This is a genomic window from Terribacillus sp. DMT04, assembly GCF_019056395.1.
Taxonomy (GTDB): Bacteria; Bacillota; Bacilli; order Bacillales; family Amphibacillaceae; genus Terribacillus; species Terribacillus aidingensis_A.
Window position 1 is genome coordinate 1174819 of the sequence record NZ_CP077639.1, and the last position, 16620, is coordinate 1191438.

Here is a 16620-nt window from a genome sequence, read left to right on the forward strand (position 1 = left end):
CATGCAAATAAAATTTAAATCTCTTAAACTGCAAAACTTTAAATCTCACCGCGATCTTACGGTTAACTTTGGCGAGGTAACAAAGATCACGGCGGACAACGCCAGAGGTAAGTCCTCAATTGGCGAAGCTATATCTTGGCTATTATACGGCATTGATTTGGTCGGAAGCAAATTGGACCCGACACCGGTAACATACGAGGCTGATGAAACATTGGTTTCACTTTTATTCAACGATGGTCAAAAAGATGTTCTTTTATCACGCGGATTAAAGAAAGGCAAGGCGTCCTACTACATCAACGAGGTGCCGTCCAAAGCCGGTGATTACAACGAATTACTGGATAACTTGTTCGATAAAGACTTGTTACTTAGTCTGTTTAACCCGAATTACTTTTTCACTATGAAATGGACAGACCAACGAGCAATGGTATTGCAGTATGTAACAGCGCCTGCAAATAAAGAAGTATTTGCAGCATTGCCGAAAGCGCAGGGAGATAAACTGGCTGCCTTGGTTAAAAAGCATTCTCTTTCCGACATAGACAAACTACATCGAGATAAAAAGAAGAAGCTTGATAAACAATACATCGCAGCACAGAGCAAGACAAAAACACTAAAAGAGCAACTAGAAGAGGATGCGCCAAGAGTGCCGCTGGAATCCCTGCAGGCTGAGAAAAGCATATTCACAAAGCAGCTGAATGAAGTGCAAGAAGTGATTAATTCTGCCAGCAGCACTAACAATCAAATCAATACGCTGAATGGTCGCATTAAAGCATTACTGGACGAGCGTAGTCGCATGCAGGAGCAATGGAAGGTATTGAAAGCAGAAACGATCGAAGATACTTGTCGCACCTGTAAGCAGCCATTGAAAGGTGATGCTGTCAAAGCGGCCGAGGAAGATAAGGAACATCGCAAGGCAAACTTCAAGGCTACTTACGACAAAACTGTCGCTGACCGTAAGGCATTAGAGGCACAGCTTGCTGGACTAACATTCATCGACGTATCTGAACAGATGGCTAAAGCCCAAGAGCTCCAGCAGAAAATAGCACCAATTGAAGCAGAGATACGGAATCACAAGCTGTTTGAAGGAAAACAGCAGCAAGTGAAAGATGCAGAGCAATCCGAGCAGCAGACGCTAACTGACCTAAACGAATCCATCTTCATTATCGATGCAGTCAAAGCCTACTACGCGAAAGAAGCAGAGCTGCAAGCTGCTAAGGTAGACGACTTGCTGGACAACCTATCTATCAAACTATTTGAAACGCTGAAGAATGGCGAGATTAAGACAACATTCGAGATTCAGATGGACGGCAAGGACTATCGCAAGTTGTCGTTGTCAGAGAGCATCCGTGCCGGTCTGGAACTGCGAGACGTGCTGTCGGAACAGAGTGATGTTATCACGCCTGTATTTGTGGACAATGCGGAGTCGATTACGAAGTTTAGAGAGCCACTTGGCCAGCTTATTGTTAGCCGGGTTGTTGCAGGAGAAGAACTCAATATAAAAGGAGCGAATGAATAATGGCACACACTCCAGGTCCGTGGTACATCGGTAAAGAAGCAGGCTGCGTTGTAACAAGTTCTCCTATCGAGGGAGATATTGAGGACTCAGGTTTTCAAGTAGAACATTACGGCGGCAACCTTATTGCTGAAAGCATCCATCGCGAAGATGATCGTAAGCTGATAGCTGCCGCACCTGAAATGGCTGCATCGCTTAAGAAGCTAAATAAAGTTTATAACACTGCTCACAAGCCTGAGATTTCTTCTCTTAGAGAAGCTGAGATGTGGACTGAAGTACAGAAAATCATCGACAAAATCAAACCAGCCAAGCAGTACATCACATTCGCCATGGCTATTCAGCATCTGGCTGATGGGAAGAAGATAGGCTGTGATTACAAGAAAGAAACAATCATCATTAATCCTGGAAGTGAGGGACTGATTGCCTCCTTAAACAGAGGAACTCATACTGAGTCAGGCGGGGATGTGCTCTAGAAATAGCTTATATCAACAGCCACAAATGGTACGTAATCGAGGAGGATGAGTGATGCGCTTATATGAAATCACTGAGGTCAAAGAAATCACTATAAATGCTAGAGTACGGGCGAGAGACGCCAGAGAAGCTGAATTGCTTCACAGAAAAGGTGTTAGCTATACACAGTCGGTTTCTGTAGATAGAAGCTCGACAATTGAAAAATATGAGGAGGAAACAACACATGGCAAATAACAATCAACTTATCACACAAGGTATGGAATTCGGCGAACTTACAAAGGAAGACATTACAACAATCCGTCAGACACTGGCGAAGGATTGCAACGACTCTCAATTTAAGCTTTTCATGTCAATCGCAAAGAGTTCTGGTGCTAACCCGGTTATGAACGAGATCTACCCAGCAGTGCGTAGCGGGCAGCTAACGGTACAATTCGCTGTCGAATACTTTGTACGTAAAGCGAAAGAATCACCTGGATACTCAGGTCATGATGTGCAGCTGGTGCATGATAATGACGAATTCAAGATGCACCAAGAGCAGGATGAGGAAGGTCGCTATTATGCTGTAATCGACGAACACTCTTGGGCTTTTCCTCGAGGCAAAGTAATCGGTGGTTATGCCATTGCTTATCGTGAAGACAAGAAGCCTTTCACAGTTGTTATGGAAGTGGATGAGGTTGAGCATTTCAAAAAGTCTAACATCGGCATGCAAAAGACAATGTGGACGAATTATTTCAATGACATGTTCAAGAAACACATGCTACGTCGGGCTTTAAAGGCTGCATACGAGCTTAATTACGATGATGAGGTAACGGTCGGTGAAAGCCAAGGGTCTAATGATAATGATGAGTTCCAGCGAAATCGCAGGGATATTACACCGAATCAAGACGTTATCGAACACGGCTCACAGCAAAATGATAATCCGGAACCACAGCAAGAACAGAAGCCATCTAAGATTGACCAGTTAAAAGATCAGATGCGCACGCTCTTCACGCAGCTTGGTATCACAACGAATGATGGAATCAAAGATTATCTTAAAAAGCATGCTCCGGATGCTAACCCTGGCACGCAGAAAGGGTTAATTGCTATTAATCAGTTGCTCGAGACGAATTTGGAAATGCTACAAGCGCAAGCATCTAATGATGACGCGTTGGACTAAGCCATGTATAACCCTTATCGGAAGCACAAACCGAGGGTGCAGGTAATCGAGAGAGATCTTGACTGCGAGATTTGTGGAAATGAAATCAATCCTGGTAAAGAAGCTTATAGCCGCGGGTACCGAATATGCCCGCGGTGCCAGGAAACATTGGGGGAGAAAAGATGTCGTACATTACGCAAGAGCATTTAGATTTTTTGAATGAAGCAAATCAAGCTTTTGATAATGACATTGGTTTAACAACATACAGAAACGAAGAACTAGGTTTAATTGCGCTACGCCGCGGAGTAGAACGCGATTGCATTCAGGTACTAAATCTTGGTGAGGAAGTTGCCTTCTTCGCAGAACAATTGAAAAGCGCGCCACACTTAAGGAAACCATTGTATCAATTTGCTACACAGATGGAATGGCAGCTTCGTCTAAATGACAGCAAGCTGGGATGGAACAAATTAAACAGATTAGACATTGATACAAAGCTGAGACAAAAGGTTATGGCATTATCTGATTTACTCACAGCAAATATGTATGACGATAGTGAGGAATTAACAGAGCTATGTGCTGACATTGGAAACTACGCCATGATGCTATACGACAACGAGGGGGAGAAATGATGGAAGAAGATATTGCTAATTACGCGCTTGAAATAACCGCTGGTCTTCATAACACCCTAGACAATGAAAACTTCATGGAAGATCAATTCGGAAATGGATTTAAATATATAAAGAATGAATTAAACCTTATCGATGGCTGCATTAAGGGAGAAGTGCCAGGCGCAGCATTCAAAGTAGGAGAATTTGTGTCAAGAAAAGGCTCAGAGCTTGTACAAGTAAACCACAGATCCTACACGGAATCTAGAGGGTGGGTATACGGTATCACTTATGCTTCTGTAAACAAAGAAACCCAAACATTAAATGCAAGTGGTGGTGCTTCATGTTGGTGGAATGAAGATGAGTTTAAGAAGATTGATGATCCGTTGCTACTTCTAATCATAAAAAAATACTTTCTTACAAAAGAAAAAGATGATCTAAAACGTCAATTAATTAATGCAGAAAAGCAACTTGATAAACTCGCTTATTCTTTAAATGTGGTGAAAGGAATATGAAAGTAGACATCCTAGCATCCGGCTCATCAGGAAACTGCATCGCTCTTACAGCTGGTAACTCTACTATTCTCGTGGATTGCGGAATTGCTAAAACAAAGATAGAGAAGCGCCTGATGGAATGTGGCATCGAACCAGGCAACATCTTGGCCATCTTTGTGACTCACGCCCATAACGACCATATCAAAGGGCTGCCAATCGCAGAGAAGTATCATATTCCGGTATACGCCGGTGAAGCGGAATGGAAGTCGATTAAGAATGTTCCGGAAGAGTTACGCGAAAACGTATATGACGAAGAAATCCTTTTCGACTTTGAAGGTTATTATGACTGGTTTTGTGTTGAACCATTCAAAACGCATCACGATGCATATGATCCGAAAGGTTATGCAATCTACACGGAAAATCATAAGGTCTCCATCTGCCTGGACACTGGTCGCGTTGATGAGGACATGCTGCAAGCTATGAAAGGTAGCCAAGTGTACATCATTGAAAGCAATCACGATCCAGTCATGGTCGAGCATTCCGATTACCCGAATTCAGTCAAAGCACGTATTGTCTCGCAGGTCGGTCACTTGAGCAATATGCAGACAGCAGAAGCACTTGCACGGCTGGTGCAGGGCGAGGGAGAAAAGATTTATCTTACTCACTTGAGCAGCAACAACAATATGCCTTCACTGGCATTAATGACAACAGTGCGGCAGCTGATGAAGAAGGGTTTCAAGCAAGATAAACATTATGAAATTGAGGTGTTCTAAATGGAAAAAGCAATTGTACCGAAGCAAGTGGCTCAGGCGTTGGACTTACACAAGTTAGTTTGGGATAAGGCTTCATCTAAAACGCAGGCACTCCAGTTCATGGCTTTGCCCTTCTCTGAAGTGAAAGGAACGGCAGTTGAAACACTAAGAAAATATGCAATTAAAGAGCCTGAAACATACATGCAAGCAGTTCTCTACGGCTACGAGCCACGAATTGAAAATGAAAAAGACTTGGCTAATGTTATTGAAATTTGGATGGCCAAGCCGTACGTGGATGATGAACGCAAGGATATCGAGCAGTTTGCCGGAGTGATTACCAAACACTTTCAACATTGAACGGATGATATGGCATGGCAAAACCACAGCGAGAAAATGGATATACCGGTGTTGCCAATGAAATTATGCAACAAATTGCCAAGACTAATTTGAATGGCACACAGTTTCGATTACTGATTGTGATCTGGCGTTACACATACGGTTTCCAGAGAAAAATGTATCCCATGTCAATTAACTTTTTTGTGGAGAACACGGAGGCCGGTAGAACACAAGTCAGAAGAGAATTAGATGTTTTGATAGCTAGAAAGATTGTAGCTGTCGGAGAAACGAGCGTCAGAGGTACCAGGAATATAGGATTCAACAAGGATTACACAACTTGGCTAGAAAAAGAACCAAGCAAGGGGGAAATAAAATTGGCACCTAAAAAAGAGAAGACAGCTGCAGACAAGGAGCAACCTGCCAAGAAACAAAAGTACACCGAAGATAACCAGTATTACAAAATGGCCGTTTATTTCTTCAAACGAGTTGAGAAGGTTGCGGAAGAGGCCGGCATTGCTCACCTGCTGCGGAAGTCGAATATGCAGACCTGGGCTGATGATATGCGAAAACTGGTGGAGATTAGTGGAGTTGACAAGCGAAAAGCTAGGGAAGTGATGGATTGGGTTACTACAGATTCATTCTGGAGGACAAATATCCTTTCGGCAAAGAAGCTGCGCGACAAGTTTCCCGAGCTGGCAATTAAGATGAAAGCTGAGCAGAGCAAGTCACAGCCGGCAGCAAGAAAGCCTGACCCGCGTGATCCAGAAATCGCGCTTCAAAAATGGATAAACGAAGGGAATGACCCGAATGACTTCAAATGGAATTGAATTAGATATTGAGCTCTCTGCAGAACAATCAGTGCTTGGGGCAGTCTTCCTAGATGCAGAGGTACTGGACGACATCAGCTTTTTGGAAGCAAGAGATTTCAGCAACCCGGTACATGCCGACATCTATAAAGCAATGCGTTGGTTGGAAGATAAACATGAACCAATCGACTTTGTAAGCGTAATGTCCTTGTATGTGAAAGCAAATAAGCAGCAGGAATTGACGTCCACTTATTTGCTAAAGCTTTCTGAATCATGTCCGACAACAGCTAATGTTGTGTACCACGCAAACCTTGTACGATCTCAAGCTCTTCGCAGGCGTGGCTCAAATGTAGGGAAGCAGATTCAAGAACTGGCTCGAGAAGACTTTGAAACTGATGAGGAATACTTTGCTGCAGTCGAAGCGAAGGTAACGGAAATTCGCCCTAGCGATTCAGGGAAAATGAAAAGCTTTGCTGATAACAGACAGAAATATTTTGCTCACATCATTTCCAAAAACGTAGAGTATATCGAGACAGGTTTCCCACAGTTTGACGACTGGGCGCACGGAGTTTGGCGGGGATGGCTTTTCATATCAGCCGGAAGACCATCAGTAGGTAAAACAGCATTAGCCTTACAGCGTATCCATGGCGTAGCACAGACGGCTCCAGTCCTTGTGTTCTCGCAGGAGATGGACGACACACAGCTGACAGATCGTCTTATTTCTAATATGAGCGGCATACCTTACAACCGAATTAAGAACAAAGACCTGACACCTGAACAGTACGGCATCGTTGAAGAAGAATATAAGAAGCTTGAGAAACTACCAATCTTCATACAGGACAGTGCAGGTATCACCATTGAGGAAGTAAGGGCAACCGCACGGCGTTACAAACGAAAATATGGAGACTTGGGAATGGTTGTAGTGGACTATCTACAGATCATGAAAATACCTCAACATGGTAACGAAAACCGTGCAACTGCCATAGGTAATGTAACAACAACAGCAAAGTCAATCGCCAGAGAATTGAAATGCTGCTTCATGATGCTGTCTCAGATGAATAGGGAAAGCGATAAGTTTGCACGAAAGCCGACGTTGGCCGACCTGAAAGAATCATCTTCAATCGAGCAAGACGCCGATGTGGTGGAGTTCCTTTGGCACGATCCAGAAGACAGAGTCCAGGAAGGAAAGGTCATCCAGCAACTTTTTGCCAAAGGGCGCGATACCGGCATAAACGAGTTCCGGTTACTCTTCCGAGGTTGGAAGCAGCAGTTTGCCGAGTTGGATAAGAGACGATAGGAGGAGCTTGTAAAATGAAAAATACACTTGGCGACTTGAACAATCATTTATTTGCTCAATTAGAGCGTTTAAGTGATGAGGATTTAACAGGAGAGAAACTGTCAGAAGAAATTAACAGAGCTCGCTCTATAAACGATGTTGCAGCAAGAATTATTTCAAATGGATCGTTGGTGCTAGAAGCGCAGAAGTTAGCCGATGACCGCATGAATGCAGATGTAACAGTCCCCAAGATGCTAGAAGGAAAGTAATATGAGGCTATTTACTAAAGAGCAGCATGAATTCCTTGTTGAACACGTTGAAGGAAGAACAACGAAAGAGCTGGCAGAAATAATGAATAACAAATTCAATTTATCTGTGAGCAAACAGCAAATTCACTACTACAAAAAGAATCATCGGTTAGTCAGCAATATATCAACCGCATTTAACAAGGGGCATATCCCGAAAAATAAAGGGACTAAGGGCTTATATAATTCGGGAGGAAATAAAACTTCTTTCAAAAAAGGCCAGAAGGCGCACAATTACAAACCTGTAGGCTATGAGCGTACTGATTGTTATGGTTACGTCCTTGTAAAAGTAAATGATGAAGGTCCGTGGCACAAGCGGTGGAGACATAAGCACAAAATAGTATGGGAAGAAGCCAACGGCCCTATACCGCCGAACCACGTTATACTTTTTTGCAGATCAGAACAAGGAAAATGTCGTGGCTGAAAATTTACTTCTTGTATCAAGAAAACAATTGGCTACATTGAATAAACAGGATTTGCTCTCCAATAATGCAGAGCTTACAAAGACAGGCATAATAATGGCGGATTTGTACCAAAAGATATCAGAAAGGACGAAATAACAATGGGAGAAGCAGCTGAATTAATTATTGAAGGTGTTCTGTGTGAAGCGTGTGGCGGTGTAATAGACGGCGAAGAAAGTGGATATCCAAGATGTTGTGAGGAGTGCGAATGAAAAGATTAATCATTATCGCAGTCGCAGCAACTTACCTGTACTCAATCAGAAAAGAAAACCAGCTACGCAAGTACGAGCAGCTGGATCAGGGGGAGGAAATGAAGTATTAATAAAACGGCTTAAGCTCAAATTCAATATTTTTATCTACCCAGTATAGGCGACAAGCTTTCTCGGTAAGTCGATACAGCTGTTGGCTAGTTAAACGAACAGTACCGTTATCATAACGGGTACGCCACTGGTATTCACGAGAAACAGTAGTTGAATGTATAACCTTGACATAAAGGCGGTTAGCACGGCGTAGCTGCTCCTGATGTTGCTTGATTGTTTCAATTACAGCTTCAGTTTTGGCTATGTAGATACGCTTTCCGTGAAGTTCGGATTTCTCATATAGCTTTATATCATTCTCAAAGTTCTTACATGCAAGGGACAAGCCGATGTACTCAAGAACGAGTTTCACTTGATCATCCATTTCATCACTCCTTATTAGGAGATTATAACACGAACGAATGTTCTTTATTCATAGAATTTAGGAGGGGAAACGAAGTGAATAGATTAGATCGCATTGCACAATTGGAGAGTGTTCAGTACACAAAGCAAGATTTAGCTGAAATGGTTGCTGATTTGGAAGCAGCTGCAGCATCGAAAAAGCAATCAATGGAAGGTGAACTGGCTGCTAAATATGATGTTATTGTATTGAACAACAGTAATAATCCCAAAGAATCCCGTTTGATTTATGAGGGGAAAAAGGTAAGCGACATTGAAACTATAAGGCTCTTTATAGATCCAGAATACGGAACCACGCTAAGCGTACAGCAAACAGATAAAGTTGTTAGCTTCTTAAAAGGGATGCCGCGTAGATTCCATAATAATATTCATTATCGCAAGCTTACTGCCATGGATACGTACAACCGTGAAAAGATTCTTGGTGAAATGACAAATAAATCACTACGTCAATTGATTTATCAGATGCTTGATGCGATCGTCGATTTAAGGCTTACAGTTACCAAGAAATCAAAACAACTGGACAAGATGTATAGAAAGGGTAAACAGCTATGAGATTTGTAGGTATTGACCCAGCAACTAAAACAGGATTTGTAGCTCTTGGTCCAGATGGAATGCCGGTAAAGTCAAAAGAGATTACAGGTAACTCGGACAAGGATCCTGAACGCATGACCACATTAATTGATAACATTATTTATCAGGTCGAGAAAGACGACATCATCTGCATTGAAGGTTTCCCTTTCGATACGCAGCGCGCAATGTTCGCAGGTGGACTGCACCACGGCATCCGTAACGAACTGTGGAAGCGGGGCATTCGTTATTACGAAGTAGCGCCGAACTCCGTGAAGAAATTCGTGGCTGTTACCGGATGGGTAGGAGAGCCCGGAAACAAGCGCCGCTTAAAGGGTAAGGAAAAGAAGCAAGCAGTTATGAATGCTGCAAAAGAACATTACGGATTTGTCCATTCTAGCGATAACGTAGTTGATGCATATATCATGGCGCAAATAGCCAAGTCAATGCACACGAAGAAAGTAGCATATGAGCACCAACTATCAGTAGTTGAAAACCTAAAATTAGCATAGTCCGTCAGAAGTCCATAGAGCCAATCTAAGAGGCGTTATTCGTTTCAGCTGTATTGGTATTATTTTTACAGAAAAACTTACGAGGTTGTAAGTATTGAATAACTGGAGGGAAATAAAAATGTCTAAAGTTGAATTGAATGTATTATTTAAGAAAATCCAGAAGGACGATAAGAAGCAGGTACTTGAATATCACGTACAAGGCGATGAGCTTCCTAACTCTGAGGAGCTGGTGCAGCTGGCAGGATCGATAGCACTTATTGAAGTAAAAGGCTGCGAAGCGGGTCCTATCAATGTAGAATTCAAATCCATTCAGCGCGATAGCAAGAAAACGGCATTAAAATTTAATGTCTCTGGTGGAAGTGACGACAAAGTCATTAAGTTATATCCATTTGCCGGCAGCAACGTAACACTTTACATTCAGCCTTCACAAATGAGTATTGAGGAATTCCATGATGCAGCAGAGCAACATGAGGGTGTCGAATATACCGTTGAAAATGACGGATCAGTCAATGTAGAGGGGCAACTATCCTTCGAGGATATCCCAACTGGTGAAGATGGCGATACCGCTCACGATGACGATGCATTGAATTAAATGGGCTAGGCTCCAGCAATGGGGCCTCCTCTTAAGGGGGTAGAACAGTGGAATTTGAATTACCAGAGTTAGATAGAAAAGCTACTCAAAAAAGAGTGGAAGCTGCGCTTGAGAAATACCGCATTTATAAGTACATCAGCTTTGACGAGCATGAAGCAAATACAACTGCTTCATATGATCCTATTGGCGGAGGAAAGAGCAATAGTACTTCCGACCAGACTGCAGCTATTGCCGTCCATAATGCAGATGCTAAAGCTTACCGTAAAAGATATTGCGAGAATATAGAGAGATCAGTACAACGTCTTCCAAAGATGGAGAAATTTCTAATCGAGCAAAGGTACATGATTGAAGACGCAGAGTATATGACTGACTTAAAAATATACAATCATGTGTTCCAGCCACCAATTAGTGAGAAAACGTACGCAAAAATTAGGTGGAAGGCATTTTATAAGCTGGCTCTGAATATGAACTTTGCAGTACTTCAACAGGAGGGGAAATCATGAATGGTAATGACCCATTTGAAAAATATCCGGAAGTTCTTGATCCAAAGCATGTAAAAGAAATACTAGATATCGGATTAAAGCAGACATATGAATTACTTAATCAAGAACCAAAACCGTTTCACTTTATAAAGATAGGACGCAGATTCAAGATACCTAAACAGAACTTTATAGCTTGGTTGCAAGGAAGCTCTTCGTAATGAAGGGCTTTTTATTTGATACCAATTGATACGATTTTTGATACGAAACTTAGGATAAAAAGAAGGAAAGAGAGAGAAAAAGAGAGTGTAAAGAAGAATGGAAGAAAGACTAAAAACCGCATAACAGAAGGGGTAAAGCATATATTGATAAGTGGAGATAAAAGCCATCATCACCTTGACAGGGTAGGGGTCGTTGGTTCGAGTCCAATCGGAATCACTAAATAAACCCTAGAGCCGCAACGGTTCTAGGGTTTTTATTTGTTCTTGTAAAAATACGAACACTAAAGAATTGTTGACTAATTGTTGACCAACTTATGAAGGTTTGTATTTTTGGAGCTGATTTATAGTTTTTTGCTGACGTTTTTTAGAGATGTGACCATAAACATCCGCAGTAAATTTTGAGCTGGTGTGGCGTGCCTGCTTCGAAACGGCCAGCAAGTTAACATCATCTTCTTCCATTAACAGCGCGACCATTGTATGTCGTAAATCATGCAGGCGAACATCTTTCATTTCATGTTTCTGTCTAATTTTTCTCCATTTTTTTGATGGGGTATCTGGATATAAGTGATTTCCAAAACCATCATGATAAAGATACTCTTTATCTCCGCCTTCCCAGTAATCGCCGGCTGTCAATTTCTCCTTAATCCATTCTCTGCGATAAACTTTTAAGAGATCAGTCACAAAGTAGGGAAGGGGGATAGTTGCTGCAGACGCAGCTGACTTAGGTTTTTTATAAACAGGTCCTTTTGTGCCATCTTCTCGAATACCGATTACTAGATTGTCCTCGACGGTTAATTCACTTTCTTCTATATTAATGTGCTTCCATTGCAGAGCAACATTCTCGCCGCGACGGAGTCCAGCAAATGTCGCAAGGATAAAGAATATCTTCCACATGGGTTCCTGGCCGTACAGAATCTCTAATACAAACGGCATTTCATCACCAGAGAAATACTCCATTTCTTTGCGCTCTAAAGTAGGTGCTTTCACGCCTACCATTGGATTATCCTTAATTACTTTCCATTCTGCAGCAACAGTGAATATATGCTTTAGTATTCTATGCAGATACTTTACCGTGGAAGGAGAGAGTGTTTTCTCTGGATTATTCTTAGACTTCTCTTTCATTTTTTTATCTAGAAAGGCAGTTATTTGGACAGTGTTAATGGCAGAGATTTTCTTATCACCAAAATAGGGGATAATATGATTATCTAGATTTCTTTCAAAAACCTCTAAGGTAGTGGGTGACAACGCTTTTTGAGCATGCCTATCTTTCCATATTTCTACGAAGCCGGAGAAGGACGATTTATCCGGATCAACATATTCACCGTTCCGTATTTCGGTTTCGAATTTCAATAATTCTTCTTCTAGATGGCGTTTTAATTTAGTTGGTGCCTTTAGTAATTTGCTATCATCTACACGCACTGTCCTAGTCTTTCTAATCCGTTTTCCGCGTGCGTCATAACCTAATTCTGCATATAAGGTCCAGGACTTTTCTGTACGCTGCTTAAATGACCCCATTACAAACAACTCCTTTTGTATAGTTGGGACTAGGGCAGTTACATTGCATAAATAGCACTCCTCACTTTATTGATGTACATTTCATATCGCTCAGCAGCAAAGCTATAGCTAACATTAAAAGTGTCAGAGATAATAATAGCTGCTTGGTGACACTGTCCCGGCAACATTAAATTGTGGAGCATAAATGTAGGTACACAGAAGTGGTATGCAAAGATATTCGCCTGTGACTCCTGCAATCTCTTGAAACTTGCCGGCATATATAGCTGGTTACCCGCATGCCTGAGCACATGACATAATTCATGTCCGAACTCATGCCATTGAGCAGTGCTGTCCAGTCGTTCATCAATCAGAATAGAATTCATTCCATTTTTGCGCTCAATCCCTTTGCTTTTCCCATCCCAATAATGCAGCCATATTCCTAATCTATTGGCTATTGTCTCCTTGCTGATATGTGAAGCTTCTGTGATTCCGATGCGCTGATAGACCTCCTGTACAAAGTCTTCCAGATGACTAGTATGATAGATTCTCCCCATGATGCAGCCCCCAAGCATTAAATATTGGAACGTGTGTTCTATTTTTGGTTGAAATAAAAACCCTGAATAGGGCTTTATTCCATTGCTTCAACCTCTTCTTTAGTAGAATAATCAAATTCTACTGTTTGCTCTTCACCAAGCACTCCATTTACTGGGTCAACTGCACCTAGACTGACCTAGCGATGTGAGACACAAAGAAAACACCCTTATTAGGCTGCCATGCTACCATATTCTTTTGGTGGGTGGTAGCCTAATTTTTCTTGGATGCGCTCTTCATTATAATACTTCATGTATCGGTGAATCCGTTCGATAACTTCTTTTTCTGTTATGGAATTGAATCTTGTATACATAAACTCCTCTGATTTTAAGCTCGAGTGGAACGATTCAATCACTGCGTTATCCCAACAGTTTCCACGCCTAGACATACTGCTGGTTAGTTTCTGTTCTGCCAATTCTTGTTGGTATGCATAAGACGTGTACACACTTCCCTGATCGGAATGCACGATGACTCCTTCTGGATTATGTCGGCTCGCTATGGCTTTCCGTAATGTATCCAGGACAAGTGATGTCTGTTGATGATTATCCAAACTGTATGCGACGATTTCATTGTTGTATAAGTCCATGATGGTAGAGAGATACAACGTTCGTGATCCGTATTGAATATACGTTATATCTGTCACCCATTTTGTATCAGGCTTTATAGCCGTGAAGTCCCGATTTAGAAGGTTCGGGGCGATAATGACAGACTCTCCCTGCGATTTCCATCTCTTTTTACGTTTAACTTTACATTGGAGATGGAATTTCTGCATGATACGCTGCACCGTGTTTCGATTGCGTTTGATACCATATTGGCGCTGAAGCAGCTTCCGTATCTTTCGATGCCCGTACCGAAACGAGGTTTCGGTACACAAAGAAATGATTGCCTCCTCAACTGCCGTTCTTAGGGGAATGCCTTCGGAGGCCCAACGATAATACGTTGACCTGGCAACCTCCAAGACATTTAAGATCGTTGTAACGGTATGCTTCTTGCGTAGTCTCTCCACTAAATGAAGGACTACTTCTTTTTCAACTCCTTTTCGATCTCCAAGTACTTTTTTAGAATTTCATTTTCTACTTTTAAGTGCTCGATTTGTCTGTTCGTTTTTTCCTCTTTAGAAGCATACTCCGGGCCGTGGCCATAGCTGTATTGCTTTCCAATCGGCTGATCAAATCGATGCATCTGATTATCCCGGTACCATTTCATCCATGTCTTAATCTGAGAAACATTTTTAATCCCATACTTCTCCATTAATTGTTGGTTGGTATACTGCCCACTTAATTTATCTTTTACCACTGCCCATTTCGTTTCTGCCGAATATCTACTTTTCCCCATAAAAAATACCCTCCAAATTTACACTTAATCTTAGTGTATCACTTGAAGGGTGTTTTTTTATGTCCCATTTGATTAGGTTAGTCTATCTTGGAAGGCTTTTTTTATTTGGTAGTGTGATCTCCAAAGATTAGAGCTGCATGATCCATATACATTTCTTCGAACATCTTGCGTTCTTCTTCTGTAAACCTTAGAAATCTGTGATCCCACTCTAAAGCTCTTTCCAGGTTGTACCCCTCCTCATGTGCGTCCCCCTTTAGTACTATCAACTTAAAGTTAAACATAATTATTGGGTTGTTCAATCCTTTTTTAAAATACAGGATTTATTGTATATTTTGCTAGTTCTTTTATTTGGGAAGGAGTAGTAAATAAAGGACAAGATAATGATTTTTAAAATCTTCTTCCAACTAATCGATATTATGTTTTCAATGTTTAGAGGTCTTAAATACTACTTTTCAAGAAAATATGATTACTTAAGTACCTGGACTAAAGGAGCTTTTTTGTTTTTGAACATTTAAATTAATGGGAATGAATGGATATTTCTTATATAATTTGCAAGTACATAAGCAATAACCCAACATTGGAGGTTAGGCTGCGTGAGAATAAATTTTGTTATTGTTCTTATCGTAACAACATTGATTATAGGAGGGTGCGGTGTGGGCGGCGATAATCAGTCATTATCTCCTTCTGAAATGTATCCAAATGAATTGCCGGAGGTTCCTGCGTTTCAAGATGAATTTACTCGTAACTTTATACAAAGCACTGAGCCTGTAAAAGAAGGATACTACCATTTCCAATCCGGGTCGAACAGTTTTACAATGAATTTCCCCGAAAGAATGATAATAGTTGATGAAAGTTACAGCTTAGGTCCTGATGATAGAAGTGAATATCTTGAGTTTTCACATCTAAAAGAAGATAAAGAGGAGATGGATCTTCTCCCTTTGATAACTATGGATTATTACAAATTTATGAGTAGCGAAGAATCAAGTAAAGAAGGGCTATCAGGGAAAATAAATGAAGAGCTTGAATTTAAACAAGTAGAAACAGAAGAAAATCAGAATATAGAATATGCTGATACTACTGAAGGACCTTATCCAGGTATTGCTGCTTTAGTATGGAATGGCAATGACCAGCAAATACAGATATTCGCGACTTTCGTATGTAATGACAATCTTAATGAAGAAGAATGCGAGGAATCGGTTAAGTCAGAAAAGAAAAAAATCCTAGATATAATAAGTTCAATTCACTTTACGAAAGACGAAAGTGAGTGATTTTATGTCTCTAGACAAAATCACTGCCACAGATGTATGGATGCGGCTAGTAAATACAGAGTATGATGAGTTACCCCATTCTCAACTTGAAGAGAAGTTTAAGTATATTCATCTGGAGTAAACAGGAGAGATATTCGAGGGCGACTTAAAAGTGTTTCATTCCTCTGAGTCTAAATCGGTTAATCCAGAAAAGACAGGATATGCTGGAACAGCTCTTCATATATCTGAGGATGGAGAGGAAGAACTCTTCATAATTAATCAAGGGACTCAGTCCTATAGTTTTATGGAGGAATTTATATGAGGTTATTCGATAGATTTATCGTGCAATCTGTAGTAATTGAAGGGGAAGACTATGGCTTAAATGAGGTATTCAAATCCATAGATGATGGAATACAAAAATTAGAATATATTGCAGATGGGATACTTCTGGGGATGTTTCTAATGGGATCAATTACGATTTTAGCTGCGGGATTATTGACGTTTATAATTTGTTTCCTAGCTATGTTTCCTTTTAAATCAAAGGAGGAGAAGAAGTCTTTTTGGAAGACACAGGGGTTTGTTATGTTAGTCTTTGTAATTGTTGCTGCTTTGCTATTTGGTATTCCATATGCCATCCTTGCGTAAAGGAGGAGCTGCATTTTTCCAAACAAAAAGCCCTCGAGGAGGACTGAGAAGAGCTGAATTGAATCAACAG

Annotated in this window: 24 protein-coding genes; 20 read left to right on the top strand and 4 right to left on the bottom strand. The window is 41.1% G+C overall.

The features are described 5' to 3' along the window. Position 1 precedes the first annotated feature (1 nt). The 12 genes from KS242_RS06335 (at position 2) to KS242_RS06390 (ending at position 8114) form a co-directional block, all read left to right on the top strand. Positions 2–1513 carry a coiled-coil domain-containing protein gene (locus tag KS242_RS06335; RefSeq protein ID WP_217323505.1) on the top strand — a complete coding sequence of 504 codons (1512 nt, stop codon included), beginning with the start codon at positions 2–4 and terminating at the stop codon, positions 1511–1513. Beyond that, a complete protein-coding gene (locus KS242_RS06340; protein WP_217323506.1) occupies positions 1513–1983 on the top strand; it encodes a hypothetical protein in 471 nt (156 codons plus the stop codon). The genes KS242_RS06335 and KS242_RS06340 overlap by 1 nt, the downstream gene beginning before the upstream one ends. Before the next feature lie 52 nt (positions 1984–2035). Next, a complete protein-coding gene (locus KS242_RS06345) occupies positions 2036–2215 on the top strand; it encodes a hypothetical protein (protein WP_217323507.1) in 180 nt (59 codons plus the stop codon). Further along, positions 2205–3137: a RecT family recombinase gene (locus tag KS242_RS06350; RefSeq protein WP_217323508.1), complete on the top strand. Its 933-nt coding sequence runs from the start codon at positions 2205–2207 to the stop codon at positions 3135–3137. Before KS242_RS06345 ends, KS242_RS06350 begins: the two co-directional genes overlap by 11 nt. Positions 3138–3298: 161 nt before the next feature. Next, positions 3299–3745, top strand: coding sequence for a hypothetical protein (locus KS242_RS06355; RefSeq protein ID WP_217323509.1), 447 nt, complete (start codon positions 3299–3301; stop codon positions 3743–3745). Further along, positions 3745–4236, top strand: coding sequence for a hypothetical protein (locus KS242_RS06360; protein WP_217323510.1), 492 nt, complete (start codon positions 3745–3747; stop codon positions 4234–4236). Before KS242_RS06355 ends, KS242_RS06360 begins: the two co-directional genes overlap by 1 nt. Next, positions 4233–4988 carry an MBL fold metallo-hydrolase gene (locus KS242_RS06365; RefSeq protein ID WP_217323511.1) on the top strand — a complete coding sequence of 252 codons (756 nt, stop codon included), beginning with the start codon at positions 4233–4235 and terminating at the stop codon, positions 4986–4988. The genes KS242_RS06360 and KS242_RS06365 overlap by 4 nt, the downstream gene beginning before the upstream one ends. Next, complete coding sequence (locus KS242_RS06370; protein ID WP_217323512.1) at positions 4989–5324, top strand: hypothetical protein; 336 nt, start codon at positions 4989–4991, stop codon at positions 5322–5324. Positions 5325–5338: 14 nt separating this feature from the next. After that, a complete protein-coding gene (locus tag KS242_RS06375; RefSeq protein WP_217323513.1) occupies positions 5339–6130 on the top strand; it encodes a replication protein in 792 nt (263 codons plus the stop codon). Next, complete coding sequence (locus KS242_RS06380) at positions 6111–7406, top strand: replicative DNA helicase (RefSeq protein ID WP_217323514.1); 1296 nt, start codon at positions 6111–6113, stop codon at positions 7404–7406. Before KS242_RS06375 ends, KS242_RS06380 begins: the two co-directional genes overlap by 20 nt. Before the next feature lie 14 nt (positions 7407–7420). Then, positions 7421–7654, top strand: a complete 234-nt coding sequence (locus KS242_RS06385; RefSeq protein ID WP_217323515.1) for a hypothetical protein — start codon at positions 7421–7423, stop codon at positions 7652–7654. Between the two features lies 1 nt (position 7655). Further along, a complete protein-coding gene (locus KS242_RS06390) occupies positions 7656–8114 on the top strand; it encodes an HNH endonuclease family protein (RefSeq protein WP_254391825.1) in 459 nt (152 codons plus the stop codon). Between the two features lie 355 nt (positions 8115–8469). On the opposite strand, the gene KS242_RS06395 is transcribed toward KS242_RS06390, so the two are convergent. Further along, the gene (locus KS242_RS06395; RefSeq protein ID WP_217323516.1) at positions 8470–8832 is read right to left on the bottom strand and encodes a YhjD family protein; all 363 of its coding nucleotides are present in this window, start codon (positions 8830–8832) and stop codon (positions 8470–8472) included. 74 nt (positions 8833–8906) lie between these two features. On the opposite strand from KS242_RS06395, the gene KS242_RS06400 reads away from it, so the two are divergent. The 5 genes from KS242_RS06400 (at position 8907) to KS242_RS06420 (ending at position 11238) form a co-directional block, all read left to right on the top strand. Further along, entirely contained in the window at positions 8907–9419 is a 513-nt protein-coding gene (locus KS242_RS06400; RefSeq protein ID WP_217323517.1) for a hypothetical protein, read from the top strand. Next, positions 9416–9946 (top strand): RuvC family protein, encoded by a 531-nt coding sequence (locus tag KS242_RS06405; protein WP_217323518.1) that lies wholly within the window; start codon positions 9416–9418, stop codon positions 9944–9946. Before KS242_RS06400 ends, KS242_RS06405 begins: the two co-directional genes overlap by 4 nt. A 118-nt stretch (positions 9947–10064) precedes the next feature. Then, on the top strand, positions 10065–10538 hold the full coding sequence (locus KS242_RS06410; protein ID WP_217323519.1) for a hypothetical protein: 474 nt from the start codon (positions 10065–10067) through the stop codon (positions 10536–10538). A 47-nt stretch (positions 10539–10585) separates the two neighbouring features. Beyond that, a complete protein-coding gene (locus KS242_RS06415; protein ID WP_217323520.1) occupies positions 10586–11041 on the top strand; it encodes an ArpU family phage packaging/lysis transcriptional regulator in 456 nt (151 codons plus the stop codon). Next, a complete protein-coding gene (locus tag KS242_RS06420) occupies positions 11038–11238 on the top strand; it encodes a helix-turn-helix domain-containing protein (protein WP_217323521.1) in 201 nt (66 codons plus the stop codon). Before KS242_RS06415 ends, KS242_RS06420 begins: the two co-directional genes overlap by 4 nt. Before the next feature lie 312 nt (positions 11239–11550). Here the strand turns inward: KS242_RS06420 and xerC are convergent, their stop codons facing one another. From xerC to KS242_RS06435, 3 genes are all read right to left on the bottom strand, one after another. Further along, complete coding sequence (gene xerC, locus KS242_RS06425; protein WP_217323522.1) at positions 11551–12753, bottom strand: site-specific integrase; 1203 nt, start codon at positions 12751–12753, stop codon at positions 11551–11553. 38 nt (positions 12754–12791) lie between these two features. After that, entirely contained in the window at positions 12792–13286 is a 495-nt protein-coding gene (locus KS242_RS06430) for an ImmA/IrrE family metallo-endopeptidase (protein ID WP_217323523.1), read from the bottom strand. Positions 13287–13495: 209 nt separating this feature from the next. Next, a protein-coding gene (locus KS242_RS06435; RefSeq protein ID WP_217323524.1) for an IS3 family transposase occupies positions 13496–14658 on the bottom strand; the annotation gives its coding sequence in 2 pieces (ribosomal slippage) (positions 13496–14382 and positions 14382–14658; 1164 coding nt in all). Between the two features lie 653 nt (positions 14659–15311). On the opposite strand from KS242_RS06435, the gene KS242_RS06440 reads away from it, so the two are divergent. The 3 genes from KS242_RS06440 to KS242_RS06445 all read left to right on the top strand — a co-directional run bounded on the left by KS242_RS06440 (position 15312) and on the right by KS242_RS06445 (position 16550). After that, the gene (locus KS242_RS06440; RefSeq protein ID WP_217323525.1) at positions 15312–15926 is read left to right on the top strand and encodes a hypothetical protein; all 615 of its coding nucleotides are present in this window, start codon (positions 15312–15314) and stop codon (positions 15924–15926) included. A gap of 130 nt (positions 15927–16056) precedes the next feature. After that, a complete protein-coding gene (locus KS242_RS18315; protein WP_371747627.1) occupies positions 16057–16227 on the top strand; it encodes a DUF6792 domain-containing protein in 171 nt (56 codons plus the stop codon). Then, complete coding sequence (locus KS242_RS06445) at positions 16224–16550, top strand: hypothetical protein (protein ID WP_217323526.1); 327 nt, start codon at positions 16224–16226, stop codon at positions 16548–16550. Before KS242_RS18315 ends, KS242_RS06445 begins: the two co-directional genes overlap by 4 nt. Positions 16551–16620 lie beyond the last annotated feature (70 nt).